General features: G+C 67.3%; 15 protein-coding genes. 5 read left to right on the top strand and 10 right to left on the bottom strand.

What is annotated here, in order from left to right:
- The 3 genes from A37E_RS0103375 to A37E_RS0103365 all read left to right on the top strand — a co-directional run bounded on the left by A37E_RS0103375 (window position 1) and on the right by A37E_RS0103365 (window position 4017).
- Entirely contained in the window at window positions 1–1407 is a 1407-nt protein-coding gene (locus A37E_RS0103375; RefSeq protein ID WP_029555322.1) for an NAD(P)(+) transhydrogenase (Re/Si-specific) subunit beta, read from the top strand.
- A gap of 214 nt (window positions 1408–1621) precedes the next feature.
- Window positions 1622–3037 (top strand): exopolysaccharide biosynthesis polyprenyl glycosylphosphotransferase, encoded by a 1416-nt coding sequence (locus A37E_RS25135; protein WP_038192497.1) that lies wholly within the window; start codon window positions 1622–1624, stop codon window positions 3035–3037.
- A 17-nt stretch (window positions 3038–3054) separates the two neighbouring features.
- Window positions 3055–4017, top strand: coding sequence for a glycoside hydrolase family 18 protein (locus tag A37E_RS0103365; protein ID WP_029555320.1), 963 nt, complete (start codon window positions 3055–3057; stop codon window positions 4015–4017).
- Here the strand turns inward: A37E_RS0103365 and A37E_RS0103360 are convergent, their stop codons facing one another.
- Window positions 4018–4545, bottom strand: coding sequence for an HAD family hydrolase (locus tag A37E_RS0103360; RefSeq protein ID WP_029555319.1), 528 nt, complete (start codon window positions 4543–4545; stop codon window positions 4018–4020).
- Window positions 4546–4808: 263 nt separating this feature from the next.
- Here A37E_RS0103360 and A37E_RS25130 point away from each other — a divergent pair, with 263 nt between their 5' ends.
- Window positions 4809–5582: an FkbM family methyltransferase gene (locus tag A37E_RS25130; RefSeq protein ID WP_051678753.1), complete on the top strand. Its 774-nt coding sequence runs from the start codon at window positions 4809–4811 to the stop codon at window positions 5580–5582.
- A gap of 54 nt (window positions 5583–5636) precedes the next feature.
- On the opposite strand, the gene A37E_RS0103350 is transcribed toward A37E_RS25130, so the two are convergent.
- The 7 genes from A37E_RS0103350 to A37E_RS0103320 all read right to left on the bottom strand — a co-directional run bounded on the left by A37E_RS0103350 (window position 5637) and on the right by A37E_RS0103320 (window position 14851).
- Complete coding sequence (locus tag A37E_RS0103350) at window positions 5637–6482, bottom strand: FkbM family methyltransferase (protein WP_245279260.1); 846 nt, start codon at window positions 6480–6482, stop codon at window positions 5637–5639.
- A gap of 208 nt (window positions 6483–6690) precedes the next feature.
- Complete coding sequence (locus A37E_RS0103345; protein WP_051678752.1) at window positions 6691–7743, bottom strand: acyltransferase; 1053 nt, start codon at window positions 7741–7743, stop codon at window positions 6691–6693.
- A gap of 17 nt (window positions 7744–7760) precedes the next feature.
- The gene (locus A37E_RS0103340; protein ID WP_197022923.1) at window positions 7761–9245 is read right to left on the bottom strand and encodes a hypothetical protein; all 1485 of its coding nucleotides are present in this window, start codon (window positions 9243–9245) and stop codon (window positions 7761–7763) included.
- Window positions 9245–10054 (bottom strand): WecB/TagA/CpsF family glycosyltransferase, encoded by an 810-nt coding sequence (locus tag A37E_RS0103335; RefSeq protein ID WP_029555314.1) that lies wholly within the window; start codon window positions 10052–10054, stop codon window positions 9245–9247. Before A37E_RS0103335 ends, A37E_RS0103340 begins: the two co-directional genes overlap by 1 nt.
- Before the next feature lie 74 nt (window positions 10055–10128).
- The gene (locus A37E_RS0103330) at window positions 10129–10944 is read right to left on the bottom strand and encodes a polysaccharide biosynthesis/export family protein (RefSeq protein ID WP_245279259.1); all 816 of its coding nucleotides are present in this window, start codon (window positions 10942–10944) and stop codon (window positions 10129–10131) included.
- 315 nt (window positions 10945–11259) lie between these two features.
- Entirely contained in the window at window positions 11260–13380 is a 2121-nt protein-coding gene (locus tag A37E_RS0103325) for an LPS biosynthesis protein (RefSeq protein ID WP_029555312.1), read from the bottom strand.
- A 172-nt stretch (window positions 13381–13552) separates the two neighbouring features.
- Complete coding sequence (locus A37E_RS0103320; protein ID WP_029555311.1) at window positions 13553–14851, bottom strand: oligosaccharide flippase family protein; 1299 nt, start codon at window positions 14849–14851, stop codon at window positions 13553–13555.
- Between the two features lie 360 nt (window positions 14852–15211).
- Between A37E_RS0103320 and A37E_RS0103315 the strand changes: the two genes are divergently transcribed.
- Window positions 15212–15586, top strand: coding sequence for a hypothetical protein (locus A37E_RS0103315; RefSeq protein ID WP_156026228.1), 375 nt, complete (start codon window positions 15212–15214; stop codon window positions 15584–15586).
- A 24-nt stretch (window positions 15587–15610) separates the two neighbouring features.
- Here the strand turns inward: A37E_RS0103315 and A37E_RS0103310 are convergent, their stop codons facing one another.
- Entirely contained in the window at window positions 15611–15865 is a 255-nt protein-coding gene (locus A37E_RS0103310) for a hypothetical protein (RefSeq protein WP_029555309.1), read from the bottom strand.
- A gap of 314 nt (window positions 15866–16179) precedes the next feature.
- Window positions 16180–16965 carry a succinate dehydrogenase iron-sulfur subunit gene (locus tag A37E_RS0103305; RefSeq protein ID WP_029555308.1) on the bottom strand — a complete coding sequence of 262 codons (786 nt, stop codon included), beginning with the start codon at window positions 16963–16965 and terminating at the stop codon, window positions 16180–16182.
- Window positions 16966–16982 lie beyond the last annotated feature (17 nt).

The following is a 16982-nucleotide window of genomic DNA, read 5'->3' as shown; positions in this document are numbered from 1 at the left end:
ATGACCGCGAACCTCGCCGCCCTGCTCTATCTGGTTGCAGGCATTCTCTTCGTGCTGGCCCTCCGGGGCCTCTCCCATCCCACCACCTCGCGGCAGGGCAACCTGTTCGGCATGGTGGGCATGGGCATCGCCATTCTCACCACGCTCGCCCTCTCCCCGCCGTCCGACGGGATCGGCTGGGTGCTGGTGCTCGCCGGCATCGGCATCGGTGGTGGCGTCGGTGCCGTGGTGGCCAAGCGCATCGCCATGACGGCGATGCCGCAGCTGGTCGCCGCCTTCCACTCGCTCGTCGGCCTCGCCGCCGTGCTTGTGGCCGCGGCCGCGCTCTATGCGCCGCGCGCCTTCGGCATCGGCGATCCCGGCCACCTGCACGGGGCGAGCCTCGTGGAGATGTCGCTGGGCGTGGCCATCGGCGCGATCACCTTCACCGGCTCGATCATCGCCTTCGCCAAGCTCAACGGCAACATGAGCGGCAAGCCGATCATGCTGCCGGCGCGCCACCTCATCAATGGCGGCCTGGCCCTGCTGCTGCTGATCCTCATCGTCGCGTTCGTGCTGACCGGCTCGATCACGCTATTCTGGATCATCACGCTGCTGTCGCTGATCCTCGGCGGCCTGCTCATCATCCCCATCGGCGGCGCGGACATGCCCGTCGTGGTGTCGATGCTGAACTCCTACTCGGGCTGGGCGGCGGCCGGCATCGGCTTCACCCTGGGCAACACCGCTCTGATCATCACCGGCGCGCTGGTGGGCTCCTCGGGCGCCATCCTGTCCTACATCATGTGCAAGGGCATGAACCGGTCCTTCATCTCGGTCATCCTCGGCGGCTTCGGCGGTGACGCCGCGGCGGCCGGCGCGGCCGGCCAGGCGGAAGCCCGCCCGGTGAAGCAGGGTTCGGCGGATGACGCCGCCTACATCATGAAGAACGCCGAGAAGGTCATCATCGTGCCCGGCTACGGCATGGCGGTGGCGCAGGCCCAGCACGCGCTCCGCGAGATGGCGGACCTGCTCAAGGAGGAGGGCGTCGAGGTCAAGTACGCCATCCACCCGGTGGCGGGCCGCATGCCGGGCCACATGAACGTGCTGCTCGCCGAGGCCCAGGTGCCCTACGACGAGGTGTTCGAGCTCGAGGACATCAACTCCGAGTTCGCCCAGGCGGACGTGGCCTTCGTGATCGGCGCCAACGACGTGACCAACCCGGCGGCCAAGACCGATCCGCAGTCGCCGATCTACGGCATGCCCATCCTCGACGTGGAGAAGGCCAAGACCGTTCTCTTCATCAAGCGCGGCATGTCGGCAGGCTACGCGGGCGTGGAGAACGAGCTGTTCTTCAAGGACAACACCATGATGCTCTTCGGCGATGCCAAGAAGGTCACCGAGGACGTGGTGAAGGCCTTCGGCCACTGAAGACACCTCCATTCTGAACGAGATCGAAGCCGCCGGATCGCAAGGTCCGGCGGCTTCTTTGGTACAGAGCCGGGCGGCCGCCCGATCGGAAGGCGTCTAACAGGTTCATGCCGCCACAATTTGCGCCATTTCCTTGACTGCCCACCACTTCTTAACCAGAAGCACATACCGTGGAGTCTGGGATTCGGACGGCGGCTGCGGGGATCGGGGGACGATGACACGCTGGACCCATGGACTGGTCAATCGGCTCGTCCTGTCGTGCGACGTCGTCATGGCGGCGCTCGGGGCGATCATTGCGCACCTGCGCTGGGAATTCCTGTCCTGGAGCCAGCTCGCCATCCTCTGGGCGTTCGGCATCTTCGTCTATGTGCAGGTGCTTCAGATCGGCCGCGGCTACCGGGTCGAGCACTATGTCCGCCCGCTGCGGCAGATCGGCCATATCGGCGTCGGCGTGGTGCCCGCGGGCGCGGTCATCGCCGTCTGCTATTACGCGCTGATCCCCATCGGCCAGACCAATCTCTGGGCGCTGCTCGGCTGGGGCGTCGTCACCACGCTCATGCTCATCTTCGGCCGCCTGGTTCTCGTGCGCATCGGCATGGCGCTGGTGCAGACCCACGAGGTGCTCCGTCGCAACGTCGTGCTCATCGGCGATCTCGGCCGCGCCCGCGATCTGGTGCGGCGCTATGGGGAGGAAGAGGGCAACACTGGCCTCCTCAGTTTCGTCGCCCTGTTCGATGACAGCCACGTGGAGGGCGCGCCCCTCCCGCCGCCCGGTCCGGATGGCCTGCCGGTGCTCGGCGGCATGAAGGACCTTCTGGAATATGTGAAGCACAATCCGGTGGACATCGTGGTCGTCGCCAAGAGCTGGAACGACCCGGCCGCCATCAGCGCCATCGCCAACCAGATGTACCAGATCGCCGCCGACGTCATCGTCGAGCTCGATCCGGACCGCTTCACGCTCAATTACGCCAACCTCACCCGCATTGCCGGCGAGCCGGCCCTCCAGGTGCAGCAGCAGCCGCTGAAAGGCTCGCTCGGGCTCCTTAAGGGGGTGGAGGACTATGTGGTGGCCTCCATCGGCCTCATGCTCACGGCACCGATCCTCATCGGCGCGGCCATCGCCATCAAGCTGGATTCCCCGGGGCCCATCCTGTTCCGCCAGCCGCGCGTCGGCCTGAACAACCGCGTGTTCCAGTGCTACAAGCTGCGCACCATGCGGGTCGATCCCACCGATGACGGCTCCAAGGGCACCAGCAAGAACGACCCGCGCATCACCAAGGTCGGCAACTTCCTGCGCTCCACCTCCATCGACGAGCTGCCGCAGCTTATCAACGTGCTGCGCGGCGAGATGAGCGTCGTCGGCCCGCGCCCCCATGTGCCGAACATGAAGGTGGCCACCAACGTCCGCTATGAGGCCATCAGCCAGTATGTGGCGCGCTATCGCATGAAGCCGGGCATCACCGGCTGGGCGCAGATCAACGGCATGCGCGGGGGCATCAACACCCTGGAGAAGGCCGAGCGCGGCGTCGAGCTCGACCTCTTCTACATCGAGCACTGGTCCATATGGTTCGACATCAGAATCATGCTGCTCACCGTCACCAAGGGCATGGCCGGTCCGTCGGTCTTCTGAGCGCTGCGCTTCTCGCCTTGGTTCTGACCGCCGCGTCGGCAGCGCGGGCGAAGGAGAGCGACCGGCCATTCCTCGCCTATCTCGCCTCGTGGTCGGAGGTGACCACGCAAGCGCCCGCCGAGACGCTGCTCGCGCGCCTGCCCGGCTATTTCACCCACGTGGCGCTGGGCTTCGTGAAGCCCGATCTCGCCTATTCCGGCAATCTCGACCTCGCCGGCACCGGGCTGGCCTTCCCCTATTCAGGCGCTGTGCTGAAGGGCGCCATCGCCGAACTCAAGGCGCGCCATCCCTCGGTGCGCGTCCTGCTCGCCGTGGGCGGCTGGGGCTATTTCGGCTGGGACGCGCGCGATTTCCGGGCACTGGCCCAGCTCGTCCGTGACCTCGGCGCTGACGGCGTGGATCTCGACTACGAGACCGCCGATGCCGGCTGCGTGCGCAAGCCCGAGGGCGGCATCGCCTGCGCCGACGACCCCCGCTCCATCGCCGTGCTCGCCGACCTGCGGGCTGCGCTGCCGCGGCCCTTCGTGGTCAGCGTCGCCGCCTGGAGCGTGGGCGCCTACGGCGAAGGCCGCTTCGCCTCCGCCGAGCCGCGGTTCGGGCCGTTCGTGGGCATGATGCGGGCGATGCTCAAGGCACCGGAGGCGCAGGGCATCGACCTCGTCTCCATCATGTCCTACGACGCCGGGCCGACCTACAGCCCTGAGGAGGCGTTCCGCGCCTATCGCAGCCTGTGGCGGGGGCCGCTCGCCCTCGGCATCGCCGTCATGCCGTCCGAGGCGGGAGGGCCGCGCTTCACCATCGACCGGACGGCCCGGCTGCTAACCCAGGTGATGGCGGATCCCAAGGCGGGCGCGATGCTCTATGGCCTCGGCCTCGTGCCGCCCGGACCGACCAGCCCGGACAATCCCGACTATCGCAGCCTCTCTCTCGCCATCTGCGTCACGCTGGAGCGTCCGGGCTGCGACCAGCCGGTGCCCTGATCATCCGGCCGGCGGCGGATCGAGGGCCACGACGAAATCGAGCAGGTTGCCGCCCGGGAACAGGTGCCCGGCGATGCCCGCCGCCGCCGCCGCCGCCATGTCGGAGGGCTGATCGCCGATCAGCAGGCTCTCGGCCGCCGCCACCGGCCAGTGGGCCATGAGGTCGAGGATCATGCCCGGCGCCGGCTTGCGCCAGGGATGGACGGCGCGATAGGCCGCCACGGTCGCTTCGGGATGGAAGGGGCAATAGCGCCAGTCATCGATCCGTGCGCCGTCCCGGGCGAGGTCCTCGGCCATGAAGCGGTGCAGAGCCTCAACGTCGGCCTCGCCGTAGAAGCCGCGCGCGACACCCGACTGGTTGGTCACCACGAACACCAGGTAGCCGAGATCATTGAACCGGCGCACCGTCTCGCGCGCGCCCGGCGTCCACTCCAGATCCGCAGCCCGGTGAGCATAGCCGGTGTCGAGGTTGAGCACGCCGTCGCGATCAAAGAATACCGCGGGACGGCGATGGGGCTGGCTGGTCAAGTCGTGTCGCCTTCTGTCCGACCAAGGAAAGTGTCCGTGCGGTTTTGCAGCACGCGGCCTGCAACCTGCGGGCTGTTCATGCGAATCTGAAAATATCCGAAGTATCTTCAATGTAAATTCACGCGCGCCATGTCATTCTCAACCTTGGCACGCGCTCCGGTGGGAGCGATGTCTGGCGGGTTTCCACCTCGTTTCCGGAGCCGTGGGGAGCACCGGGAAGGGAGTGAGTTCTGACGACGTTCAAGTCCATTCTTGAAAGCCGCATGCCGCGGCTTTTCGCGTTCGCCTGCCCGTGGATCGACGAGCGGGTCGCGCGCGATCCCGCAAGCGAGGTCGGGCTGCTGAAAATCCTGGTGTCGCCGGGGGAAACGGTGTGCGACATCGGGGCCAATCGCGGCCTGTTCACCTATTGGCTGCTGAAGGGCGGCGCCCATGTGCTTGCCTTCGAGCCGAACCCGCGCCTTGCGCGGATACTGCGCCTGCGCTTTCCCGACGAACTGGCCGACGGTCGCCTGCGCCTGTTCGAGACCGCGCTCGGCAGCGCCAGCGGCGAGGCGGTGCTGCACATCCCGGAGGGGATGTCGCCGCTCGCCACCATCGACGGCAATCTCGCCAGCGGCCTGCCGGGGACGGTGGACGACGTGCGGGTGGCCCTGAACCGGCTTGATGCGTGTGTGGATGCGCCGGTGAGCTTCATCAAGCTCGACGTCGAAGGCTATGAGAGTGCCGTCCTTCAGGGCGCGACCCGCGTTCTGGCGGAGAGCCGGCCGACCTTGCTGGTCGAGGCCGAGGAGCGGCATAGGGCCGGCGCGGTCGCCGACGTGGCGCGGATGCTGGCGCAGTTCGGCTATGAGGGGTTCTTCCGCTTCGGCGGGGCCATGAGGCCGCTGGCCACTTTCGACCCGGCCGTCCACCAGGCCCGCGAGGCGCTGGTTCCCGACGGGTCCCGCACGCGGCGCGACGCCGTTTATGTGAACAATTTCATTTTCGCCGCGCGGCCGGAGATCATCGCGCGGCTGAAAGACTGGTCGGCCTGACGCCCCGGCATCGCCGGGGCGCGCAACCTTCGCCGAATGCCGCCGGGCATCGCCTCAGGCGGCCGGCACGCCGCCTTCGGAGAGCACGCGGCCCTGCGGATGCAGCGCCACGTAGTTGCCGAAAGCGCTGGGGCAGGTCGCGAGCGGCTTCAGGACGCCGTCATCCTGCATGTGGAAGAAGCGGTAGCCGTGCGCGGCCAGCGCATTCCAGGCCGCTTTGGTATCGCCGCCGTCCGCAACGAGGGTGGGGCAGTTCATCTCGAAGATGACCGTCGGATGGAAGGCATCCAGCGTCTTCGCCGCGCCGCCGATCACCCGGTCCTCGGCGCCTTCCACGTCGATCTTGATGCAGTCGACGCGGGCCACGCCGGCATCCGCCACCAGATTGTCGAGGGTGGTGATCTCCACTTCCTCGCTCTCGGTGCTGGTCCCGTCATTGATGAGCGAGAAGGCCTGCGGGTCGTCGCCGAGCGGGTTGTGGAACAGTACCGCCTTGCCCACCGCGTCCGAAATCGCCTTGGGTACGATGGTGACGTTGGTGAAGGCATTGAGCGCCAGGTTCTGCTTCAGCTGCTGGCCGGCATCGGCACCGGGCTCGGCCGCCACCACGCGGCTCGCGATGGTCGCCGCCTTCAGGGTGAACAGGCCGATATTGGCGCCCACGTCCACGAACACGTCGCCGCGCCGCAGGAACTTGTCGAGATAGCGCACCTCGGGCTCCACATTGTCGCGGAGCAGATAGATGGAGGTGGTGGTGAAGCGCAGGTCGGCGGGCAGCTTCAGCCGGGCGCCGGGGGTGATCTCGGCGATCGGGCTGCGGCCGAGGGCCACATGCAGGGCGAGGGAAATCGCGCGTCCCGTCACCGTCAGAGGGGCCTCGCGGAATGCCGGTTCGTTCACGAGCTTCTTCACTCGTCTCAACATCTTCAAACCCCCTCACGCTTTTCGCCGGTCGCGGACTGGAACGTCTGCCGGACACCGGGCCGCCCGGCCCCCCGTTGGGCGGTGCAGCATCGATCACGAATGTAGGAATAGACAGACCTTGCCGGGGTTCGGCAAGGCGGTAAAGGCGACTTCCGGCGAAAAAGCCGGCTGCCGCGTGCTCCTTTCATCCCGGCCGTTCGGCCGTGACCTTGCCGGGCGTTGCGCGCCGGCCGCTCATGACCCGCAACAGCGGCCGCTCGACCGCCAGATGGACCAGCACGGAAATCACCATGGCCGCGCCCACGGCGGCGACCCCGCAGGCGATGTAAAGGGCGGGACCGGAAAGCGGCAGAGACGGCGCCAGGCGCACGAACACCTGCCCCACGGCGGAAAGCACCATGCCGTGAACGAGATACAGCGAATAGGAGGCGTCGCCCAAAAGCGCCAGGACGGCCACCCGGGGCACCGGGCGTGCCCGTTCCAGAACCAGCGCGCCCGCCACCACCATCGCCGCCGGCACGCCCCAGCGCAGCATCCGCGTCTCCGGCGGCACATCCCCCTGCGACAGGAGCGAAATGAAGCCGCAGCCGATCAGGACAAAGCCCCAGCCGCGCGGGATCGGCGCGCCGTTCAGATACCAGAGCCCGAGGCCCAGGCCGAACACGAACTCCAGCATGATGGACGACGTGTAGAAGGCGAAGAAGGGATTGCCGCTCGGCGCGGCGAATCCGAGGACGGCGAGGGCCGCGATGACCACGCCGACCCCGACCACCCGTCGCTCCTGCGGGAGCAGGAGGGCGATGCCCCACAGCAGGTAGAAGAACATCTCGTAGTTCAGCGTCCAGCCGGGCACCACGAGGGGCTCGAGCGTGCCCAGCACCGGGTGTCGAGCCGGCAGGAACAGGTAGGAGGCGATGATGTGCCAGGCTTCGGCCTTGCCGCTCTTCACGAGCTGCGGCGCGAGGAGGAGCAGCGCGAGGCTCGCGGTGGTCACGATCCAGTAGAGCGGCACAATGCGCACGAGGCGCTTGTGGTAGAAGCTGCCGGTATAGCCGTCCCGCTTGTAGGTGGTGACCAGCATCAGGAAGCCCGACAGCACGAAGAAGATGTCCACGCCCGCCGCGCCCGATTGCGGCCATGGTGCTTCGAGACCCAGCCGCTGAAGCGGCGCGCCGAGATGGAACACCACCACCATGAGGGCGGCTATGGCGCGCAGGACCTGCAGCGACTCAAGCATTCCGGCCTCCCGACCGCTCAACGTGCACCCGGGCTGCGCCCAAGCGTGACATGACGCGCACCGCGCCCGCCGACACGCGGACCCTCACGCGAGACAAGATGGGCCTCCGCGCTCCGGCTGAAGCGGGATAGGACCGTCACCGGCGCGGCCGGCGCGGCGCGTCGCTGACGGTCGAGATACACGATGAGCGCCATGACGACGCCCAGCTCACCGGGGGTGAAGACCACCGAATACACGGCCGAGCTGACGATCAGGTAAAGCACGTAGTCGGCGAGGGCGAGGGTGAAGGCGTCGGTGAGGTCCCGCGTCAGGCGGAACACATAGACGAAGCACCAGCCGTAGAGCACCGCGAGCAGCGCCGCGCCGATCACCCCATACTCGAAGATCACGCCGATCCAGCCAAGGTCGGCGATGAAGAACTGCCCGTTCCCGAAGATGTCGTTGAGGGTGGTGGTGCTGAAGCGGGTGGTGGCGCCGACGCCAAAGGTCCAGCGCATGGGGTCGTCGCCGAGGAAGCCGAACGCCAGCGCCGACGAATTCTGCCGCACCGAGAGCGAGGCGCCGAGCGCGTTGGTCGCCCCGTCGAGGGAGCCCGAGAACAGGCCGAGTTTATAGGCGAGAAGGCCGGTGCCCGCGGCCGCGCCGACCAGCGCAGCGCCGATGACGAGGCGGCGGAGCATCGGCGGCAGGGACATGGTCATGCCGAAGGCCACCACCACCACCGCCGCACCGATGGCGGCGCGCTGTTTGAAGATGAACAGCATGGGCAGGAAGGACACCGCAACGCCCAGCGCGAACAGCACGTTGCGCCGCAGGATGAAGGAGCGGGCCAGGAAGAACACCAGGATCATGCCGAAGAACATGGGCATGTAGACGCGATAGCCGCGCTCGAGATCGAAGAGCAGCAGCTTGCTGTCCGCCGGATTGTTGGAATACCAGGAGGTCGGCGCCGCGAGATAGATCAGCACCATGAGGATGAAGGTGCCCGCGCCGAACGCCAGCACGATTTTGCGGATGCTGGAGGGGTTGACGGCAAGCAGGGCGAGCAGGGCGGAAAGGCTGAAATAGTAGGTAAAGGGCCAGGCCTTGATGGTGGTGGTCAGCGCATCGAGGAAGCCGTTGCCGAGCTGGATCATCGACACCATCGGCGTGAAGCCGAGCGCATAGGCGAGCACGGTGAGGAAGGCCCCGCTCACCGGCAGCTTGAGCCGGGCCACGGCATAGAAGGCGAGCGGCAACGTGAGGAAGGGCCAGGCCTTCGAGAGAAGGTAGGGCGGCGGATACTCGTTGAGATAGTAGAAGACCTGCGCAAACAGCGGCAGGGTGCCGGCGAGCACGAATTTGGCGAGGAGCGCTGCGTCATGGTCGAGCCGGGCATCGCCGGGGGAAAAGGCGGCCACGTCCCGCCGCAGGGGCATCACCACGCGCGGGCGAGCGGCGGGGCTTTTGCCGGGTGCGCCGGTGCCACCTGGGCCGGGAATGTCCGCCGCCCCGCCCGCCATCAGGGGCGGTCCGCCGCGGCCGGCTTCATGCCATAGGCCGCGGGATTGACCTTCGCCTTCGCCGCCACCCGGAAGATGGGCAGCGAATCCACGAACACCCGTTCGATATGGGTGCTGGGGCTCTGGATCAGCCGGTAAAGCCACTCCAGGCCGAGTTTGCGGAAGGCTGGGCTCGCCCGCTGCACCAGACCGGTGAGGAAGTTCAGCGCGCTGCCGACGCATAGGCCGGTGCCCACCGCGTTGCCGCGCGCGCGGATCATGTGGGCGAGGTATTCCGACCGCGGCGCGCCCACCACGAGGAAGACATAGCGCGCCGGGTGCTCCTCCACGAAGCGGATGGTCGCCTCCACCGCCTGCGGGTCGTCGATGAAGCCCATGGGCGGCACGTGCATGTGGAGGGTGCGCAGACCGTAGCGCGCAATCAGGCGGCGCTTCATCTCGTCATTGCCGCCGATCACCGTCACCGCGTCGTCGGGCGTGATGACATGCTCGAACAGGTAGGTGGAGAGATCGCTGCCGGGGCACAGCGGGATGTCGAGGCCGAAGAGGTTGCGGGCGAGCCAATGGGGCGCCGAGCCATCGAGGGTGTGCAGGCCGGCGTCCTCGAGCGCGGCGGCGAAACGCGCATCGCCACGCTCGTTGAGCCGCACCAGATGGGAGGCGTTGGACGTCACCACATAGGCGAACGGCGATCCCGGCGGGCGGGCGGCGATGGCCCGCGCCGCGCCGGCCACGTCCAGGCAGTCGAATGGCACCTTCAGGAAGGTCTGCGTCCGGACGGAACCGGCGGCCTCACTCTCCGCGAACATGATGGTCCAGCCTTTTGCGGTGCCGCTCCGCTTGCGGCACGGATGATGCGCGACCGCGGTCCGCCCGCGCAGGTCTACTGCAGGAGCGAGCTTGCGCCGCCGGTCTGGGTGTAGGAACCGATCGTATAGCTGAACTGACGCTGGAACGGCACCACCTTGGTGATGAACTGGTCGATCCAGAGATTGACTTCGGCGATCGAGGAGCGCGGCACATAGATGATGTCGCCGGTCACGAGCGGCACATCGTTGGCGTCGAACCCGGTCTGGATCACGTCACGCACGTTGATGAGGCGCAGCATGGGCTCGTTGTTGGGCCCGCGGCGGATGAGCGCGACCTGTCCGGTGCGCGCCTCTTCGGTGAAGCCGCCGGCCTGGAGGATGCCCTGCAGAACGCTGGTGCCCATGTCCGCGAGCTTGAAGGCGCCGGGATGGGCCACCATGCCGCCCACATAGACGCGTGCCGAGACCGCTTCCTCCAGCGAGACCACCACCTTCTGGTCGACGAGCTCCTTGCGGGACTCGCGGCGGATGTAGTCCTGCACGCTGGAGAGGTTGCTGCCTTCCACCCGGATTTGGCCGATGGCCCGCGGCGCGATGGAGCCGTCGGGACCGACGGTGAGATCCTCGTCCATTTCGCGGGTGATGAAATACTTGACCTTGATCTTGTCGCCCGGCCCAAGCCGATAGCTCGGCACCTGGTCCGTCCACGGCTTGAAGCGGTCGGAATTCACTTCGGTGAAGCGCAGTTCGTGCCCCGTGGTGAAGGGCTCAGTGCCCGTGTTCTGCGATGTCGCGATGGCGGCGCAACCGTTGAGAATGCAGAGGCTGACGAGGGCGAGCCCGATGCGGGAGAGGGCGGCGGCACGGCGGCGGGACGCGGCGCCGATCATCTCCGGTGCCGTTCCGCGCGCGGTGTGTCTCCCGTCGCACTGTGGCAAGACCATCGACAACCCCCGGAACGAATCATAAGCGAATGGTTAACGCGCAAACAAACCGTGTGTCGGCCGCCATCGGCAAACCGTCAACAGAAGAGCCAGCAGCGAGAACCGTCGAACGTGGTAAAGGCACCCTAAAGGGCCATGGTTAACGTTCGCTTATTGGCGGGGCGGCGATTGCTGCGATGCAGAAAACCCGTGGCTGCCCAAACGCATAAGGGGCGCTGACGCGCCCCTTTGCCATTAGGTCTTGCAGCTTCAGGATGCAGTTTAGGCGCGTCTATACAGCCAGTTGGGAAGATAATAGCGGCGCCCGAGGAAGATGAAGCCGAACAAGAGACCGCCGCTCTCGATCACCGAATCACGCAGGTGGAGCGCGGCCGGCTTGCGGGTGCGCTCGGCCTGCACGGCCATCACGTTGCCGTCCACCAGCTGGGAGAAGCGCTGGGTGACGAGGGAGGCGCGCGGCAGGTTCGAGCAAACGACGATGCAGTCGAACGCCTGCTTCAGCTCTGCCATCATCATCTCGGCCTCGGCGATGGGCAGGCGCAGGTCGAGGAGCGGCGAGCGGTCGGCCTCCGCCGCCACCCACAGGAGAGGCACCGGTGTCGCCACCACCGCGACGCCCCCGCGCACCGCGCTGTCCCCCCCGACCAGCGGATAGGGCGTCGCCGAGCACAGATCCACGAAGAGGGTGCGCTTCTGGCGCTGGCGCGCGAATTCCTCGGCGAGGGAGCGCGCGAACCACGGCAGGGCATCATCGTCCTCGGGCGAGAGGAAATGGATGGCGCGCAGCGGCTGGTCGTCGATTCGGGTGTCGAGGAGAAGGGTGGCGCAACTGCTGATGGCACGCTCGGTGGCAAGGGAGTCCGGCTGCTCCCCGGTGTCGTCCAGCACCGCGATGGCCGGCATCCCGAGCGCGCGCTCGGCCTCGCCCGGCATGATGAACGAGGTGCGCAGGGTGGAGGCGATGGCGCCCGCAGCTCCGCCGAACAAGAGGCCGGCGAACAGGCCGGCCGCAACCAGTGGCAGCGCCAGCGACCGCTTGGTGACGGCCGAGCCGGCATCCTGCACCACCCGCACCGACGACTGGCGCGACTGGGCCGCGGCCTCCTCGATGGACGCGGCCACCGCACGGCGCTGATATTCGCGGAAGCCCTCGCTCAGAGAATCGCGCCGGCGGTTCAGCTCGATGAGGGGAGTCTCGGCGGCGCGCAGGGCGGCGAGGCGCTCCTCGGCCACCCGCTGCTGCTGCACCAGCTCGCCCTTCTGACGGGCGAGCGAGTCCTGTTCCACCCGCAGGCTCAGGATCATGTTCTGGATGTAGTTGACCTGCGGATTGCGTATCGCGCGATCGGTGTTGTAGCGCCGCTCCGAGCGGCTCTTGATACGCGCGCGGATGGTCACGATCTGCCGGTCGAGATCACGCAGGAGCTGGCTGCCGGGGGCATATTGGGAGGACACCCGGTCGCGCTCGAGCAGGAGCTTGGTGAGGGTGTTGTTGTCCTCGTCGCCGGGCAGCGCATCGGTCTTCTCGGAGAAGTCGAACACCGAGTCCGGCAAGGCGGCGAGCTGCTTCTCCGCCTCGGTGAGCTGCGCGGTGACGGCGACTTCACGCTCGGCGACCTGGCGGCGGCGCTGGAGGATGCCGTCCACCTGGTTGGACGCGAGGATCGCATCCTGACTGAACTCGATGATGCCGACCTTGGCCTTGAGCTTCTCGATCTGGGCGTCCACGGAGCTGAGGTCCTGGCGGAAGCGCTCCACCTCCAGCTTGAGGATCTTGGCGGTGGGATTCTCGAACAGCCGGCGCCGGACCGACAGATAGTTCTTCACCAGGGCGTCGGCGGCCTCCACCGCCACGTCACGGTCGGGATTGGTGAAGCTGACGCGGATGACGTTGGAATCCGCCAGAACGGAGGCCCGCAGGCTCGCCTGGAACCGCTCCACCGCCTTGTCCACGGCGTCCTTGTCAGAGCTGAACATGCGGGTGATGGCGGAGAAGCGGCCGGGCGGGAACAGGCGATCCATGCCCACCTGCTCCACCGTGGCGCGGACCACGTCCGCGCTCTCGATGATCTGCACTTCGGATTCGACCTGCTTGAGGCCCTCGATACTCAGCACCGAGGGACCCGAATCGGTCACGTTCTGGGCGTTGGAGACCTCGCGGCTCACGATGACCATGAGCAGGCTTGAGGCGGTGTATTCGGTGCGGCTCGTCACCGCCGCGCCGATCGCGATGGCGAACGGAAGCGCGGCCGCGAGCAGCACGATACGGATGTGGTAGAAGGTGGCGATCAGGAAGTCGCGGACCGTGAAACCAAGGGATCCGGATGCGACGGCGGGGGATGAATCCGTGGCGTCCGGCTGCGCCGCGTGCGGCATCAACATGCTTCCCCCTGAATGCTCCGCGGCGCCGGCCAGCTCTCTGGTCATCACTTCGCACCTCGGTTGAGGCGCGGCAGCACGGTCGAAATCTCGCCGTGAGACTGCCGGAGCGCCATTACTTTAGCGTTAACCACCTGTTGCGAAAAGCGATGCACCGGGCGCGCGGATCCTCGTCTCAGAATGCACGCGGCATGGTGCGCAGGACTGCCAGCGCGGAGCCGATGGCGAGCTGGGAGGCGAACACGGCCGTGGCGATGGCCGCGCCGATCATGCCGAAGGACGGGATGAGCAGCACACACAGGATCAGGCAGACCACCGTCTGCGCCACCGTGAGCCAGCGCAGCAGTCCGCCGTGACCCGCCATGGCCAGCACGATCTCCTGGCAGGGCAGCAGGGCATAGACCAACTGGCCCACCGCAAGGATGACCAGAGCGGTGGCGGCAATCTCGAAGCCCGGGCCCACGAGGTGCAGGATCATCGCCGGAAAGAAGAACATGCCGACCAGCAGCGGCGCGCTGAACACCGCGATGGCGAGGCGGACCTTGCGGTTCAGCTGGCGCAGGGCGTCCCATTGGCCCTGCCGGTGGCGGGCGGCGAAGGAGGGCGCCGCCACGCTGCCGATGGAGGCGCTCACCACCCAGGTCAGCATGGAGATGCGGCTCGCCACGCTGAAGGCGCCGACCTGGGCCGGCTGGCCGAAGGTGGCAAGCAGAAGCACCGGCAGGGAGGGCAGAAGGATCTGCACCGTCTCCACCACCGCCAGGGGCATGGCCGTGCGCCACAGCGCGGGCAACTGCTCCGCCGTGCCGTCCATATCCGAGGGGGTGTCCACGAAGCGGTGGCGATCCCGCCACACCAGCACCAGGCCGATGAGCGCGGCCGCGACGTTGGCCACCGCCAGCGCGATCAGGACACCGTCGAGGGACTGCACCCCGGCGAGCAGCGCCGCAAGGGTGAAGCAGGGCCAGAGCCCGTTCTGCACGAGCTGCCCCCAGGCGCTCTTGTGCAGGCCCATGAGGGCATTGCCGACGAAATAGCACATGGCCTGGGGCAGGATGATGAAGGCGGCGAGGAACAGGGGGCGGGCCGCCTCGGGATCACGGAAAAGGCGAGTGGCGATCAGCTCCGACAATGCGCCGGTGATCAGGGAGACGACCAGCCCGATGACGAGCACGGCCACTCCGCCGGTCAGCAAGGCGTGCCGCGCGGCGCGCCCCTTGCCGATGGCGAGTTCTGCGGCCACGTGGCGCACCACGGCCCGCTCGAAGCCGCCGCGCGAGACAGTGGCGAAAACGCCGACCCAGGTGAGGCAGAGGAAGAAATAGCCGGAATCATGCACGCCCAGGATGCGCGCGCCGAGCACGTAGAGGCCGAGCTTGCCGACCAGTTCGAGCCCGCGCGCCATCATGGCCGCGAGATAGATGCCGTAGGTGTTGATGAGCCCCATGGCGGAGCGGAGCTGGGCGGCGCTCACGGGCGGAACGATCCGGTCCGGGCCGCCGGTAGGCCGAGGATCGATCCCCGCGCGGCAGGTGCCCGCAACCTGCCTGCGCCTTTCTCGTCCGTTCTCGCCACCCGAGCCCCCGTCGCCGCTATCCTGCCTCGGCGGGGTCATGGCCCCCGCCGGTGCCGGACCGGTTCCGCAAAGCAGCATCCGGCCCTATGAGGGAGCATTAGTGCGCACGCGCGGCCAAGGGAAGCGGTAGCACAGGGGTTGCCGCTTTTTGGGGCGGGAGCGGGCGGCGCGGGAAACGGGAGGCGGCCTATGGCGGGACGAACCGGAGGCAGGCGAAGCGGGCACTCCCCGGCGGGGCGCAGCTTCACGAGCCTCTTCGTGGGGGTACTCATCCTCGGGCTTATGGCAGGTCCGGGGCGCGCGCAGGCCCCCATGCAGAGCTTCGGCGACATGCCGGCGCGGCCGCGCATCGATCCGGATGTGGACCCCTATCCCTTCGATCCGTTCCTCTCGCTGCGCATCTACCTGCGCCAGCGCCTTCCGGCCGGATGGTGGGCGCGCGACCCGGTTTACGACGCCGGCGCCTTTACCGTTGTGGTCAACATTCCCGAGAACTGGCGGGGCAATCCCACCTCCGCCATGCTCCAGCTATGCCCGCAGCCGACGAGCGCCCTGTGGCAGGGCATCACGCTGATCGAACTGAAACCGTTCTTCCACAAGAGCCCGTGGCCGTCGGTCTCATGCCGCAAGTGACGCTGCCTCAGGCGCGGCGCAGTCTCAGAGGTTGATCTCGCTGCGGAGCGACCGGTGCACGTGGACCGGGGAGGCCGGCGCCATGTGACGGCCGGACGTGCGCTCGAAGCCGAAGACGACCGCCATCGCGACGAAGGCGAAGAAGATGATGCTGCTCGCCGTGCTCAGCGTCAGAACGAGGCTGCCCAGCGCGACGAACATCTCCGACGGGTGGGTCACCACCGCGAACAGCAGCGCGAAGGCGAGAAAGGCCGGGAAAACGGCGCGAATGATCCACATGGCGAGGCCTCCGAGTTTGACGCTGTCCAGTGCCAAAATGTCACAGATAATCTTAACGTTAACATATAATTTACCATTTTGAGAAGGGCATGAAGGTGCCGCGCGCGCTCGCATAACGAGGCGATGAACGGAGCGGTTCCTGCGGGGGAGGTCGGGGCGGGGGCGGGATCCGCCCGGTCAGACGGGGTGTGGCGGCGGGCTGGCGTCAGGCCGCAACCCGCGCCTCAAGCCTTCGCTGCGAAAGCCCCAAAATGAAAGGACCGCCGCGCCGATCAGGCGGGCGGTCCCGGAAATGGCCGGAGACGCGGTCAGCGTCAGATCTGGCGCTCGACCATCATCTTCTTGATCTCGGCGATGGCCTTGGCCGGGTTGAGGCTCTTCGGGCACGCCTGGGCGCAGTTCATGATGGTGTGGCAGCGATAGAGCCGGAAGGGGTCTTCCAGATAGTCGAGCCGCTCGCCGGTGCGCTCGTCGCGGCTGTCCTTCAGCCAGCGGGTGGCCTGGAGGAGGGCGGCGGGGCCGAGATAGCGGTCGCCGTTCCACCAGTAGCTCGGGCAGGAGGTGGAGCAGCACGCGCACAGGATGCACTCGTAAAGGCCATCCAGCTTCTCGCGGTCGTCCTTGGACTGGCGCCACTCCTTCTCGGGGGCGGCGGTGTCCGTCTGGAGCCAGGGCTCGATGGAGGCGTGCTGGGCGTAGAAATTGGTGAGGTCGGGCACCAGATCCTTCACCACCGGCATGTGCGGCAGGGGATAGATGTTGACCACGCCCTTCACCAGCACCTCGTCCATGCCCTTGGTGCAGGCGAGGGTGTTGGTGCCGCCGATGTTCATGGCGCACGAGCCACACACGCCTTCGCGGCAGGAGCGGCGGAAGGTGAGGGTCGGGTCGATCTTGTTCTTGATGTAGATCAGGCCGTCCAGCACCATCGGGCCGCAATCCTCGCGATCGACGTAATAAGTGTCGATGCGCGGATTTTTCCCGTCGTCCGGATTCCAGCGATAGATGCGGAACTCGGTCAGCTTCTTGGCGCCGGCGGGCTTCGGCCAGGTCTTGCCGGTCGTGACCTGCGAGTTCTTCGGAAGAGTGAGCTCAACCATGGGACGTCCTGAAGCGC

The organism is Xanthobacter sp. 91, assembly GCF_000702385.1.
Lineage (GTDB): Bacteria > Pseudomonadota > Alphaproteobacteria > Rhizobiales > Xanthobacteraceae > Xanthobacter > Xanthobacter aminoxidans.
This window is presented reverse-complemented; position numbering and strand designations above follow the sequence as displayed.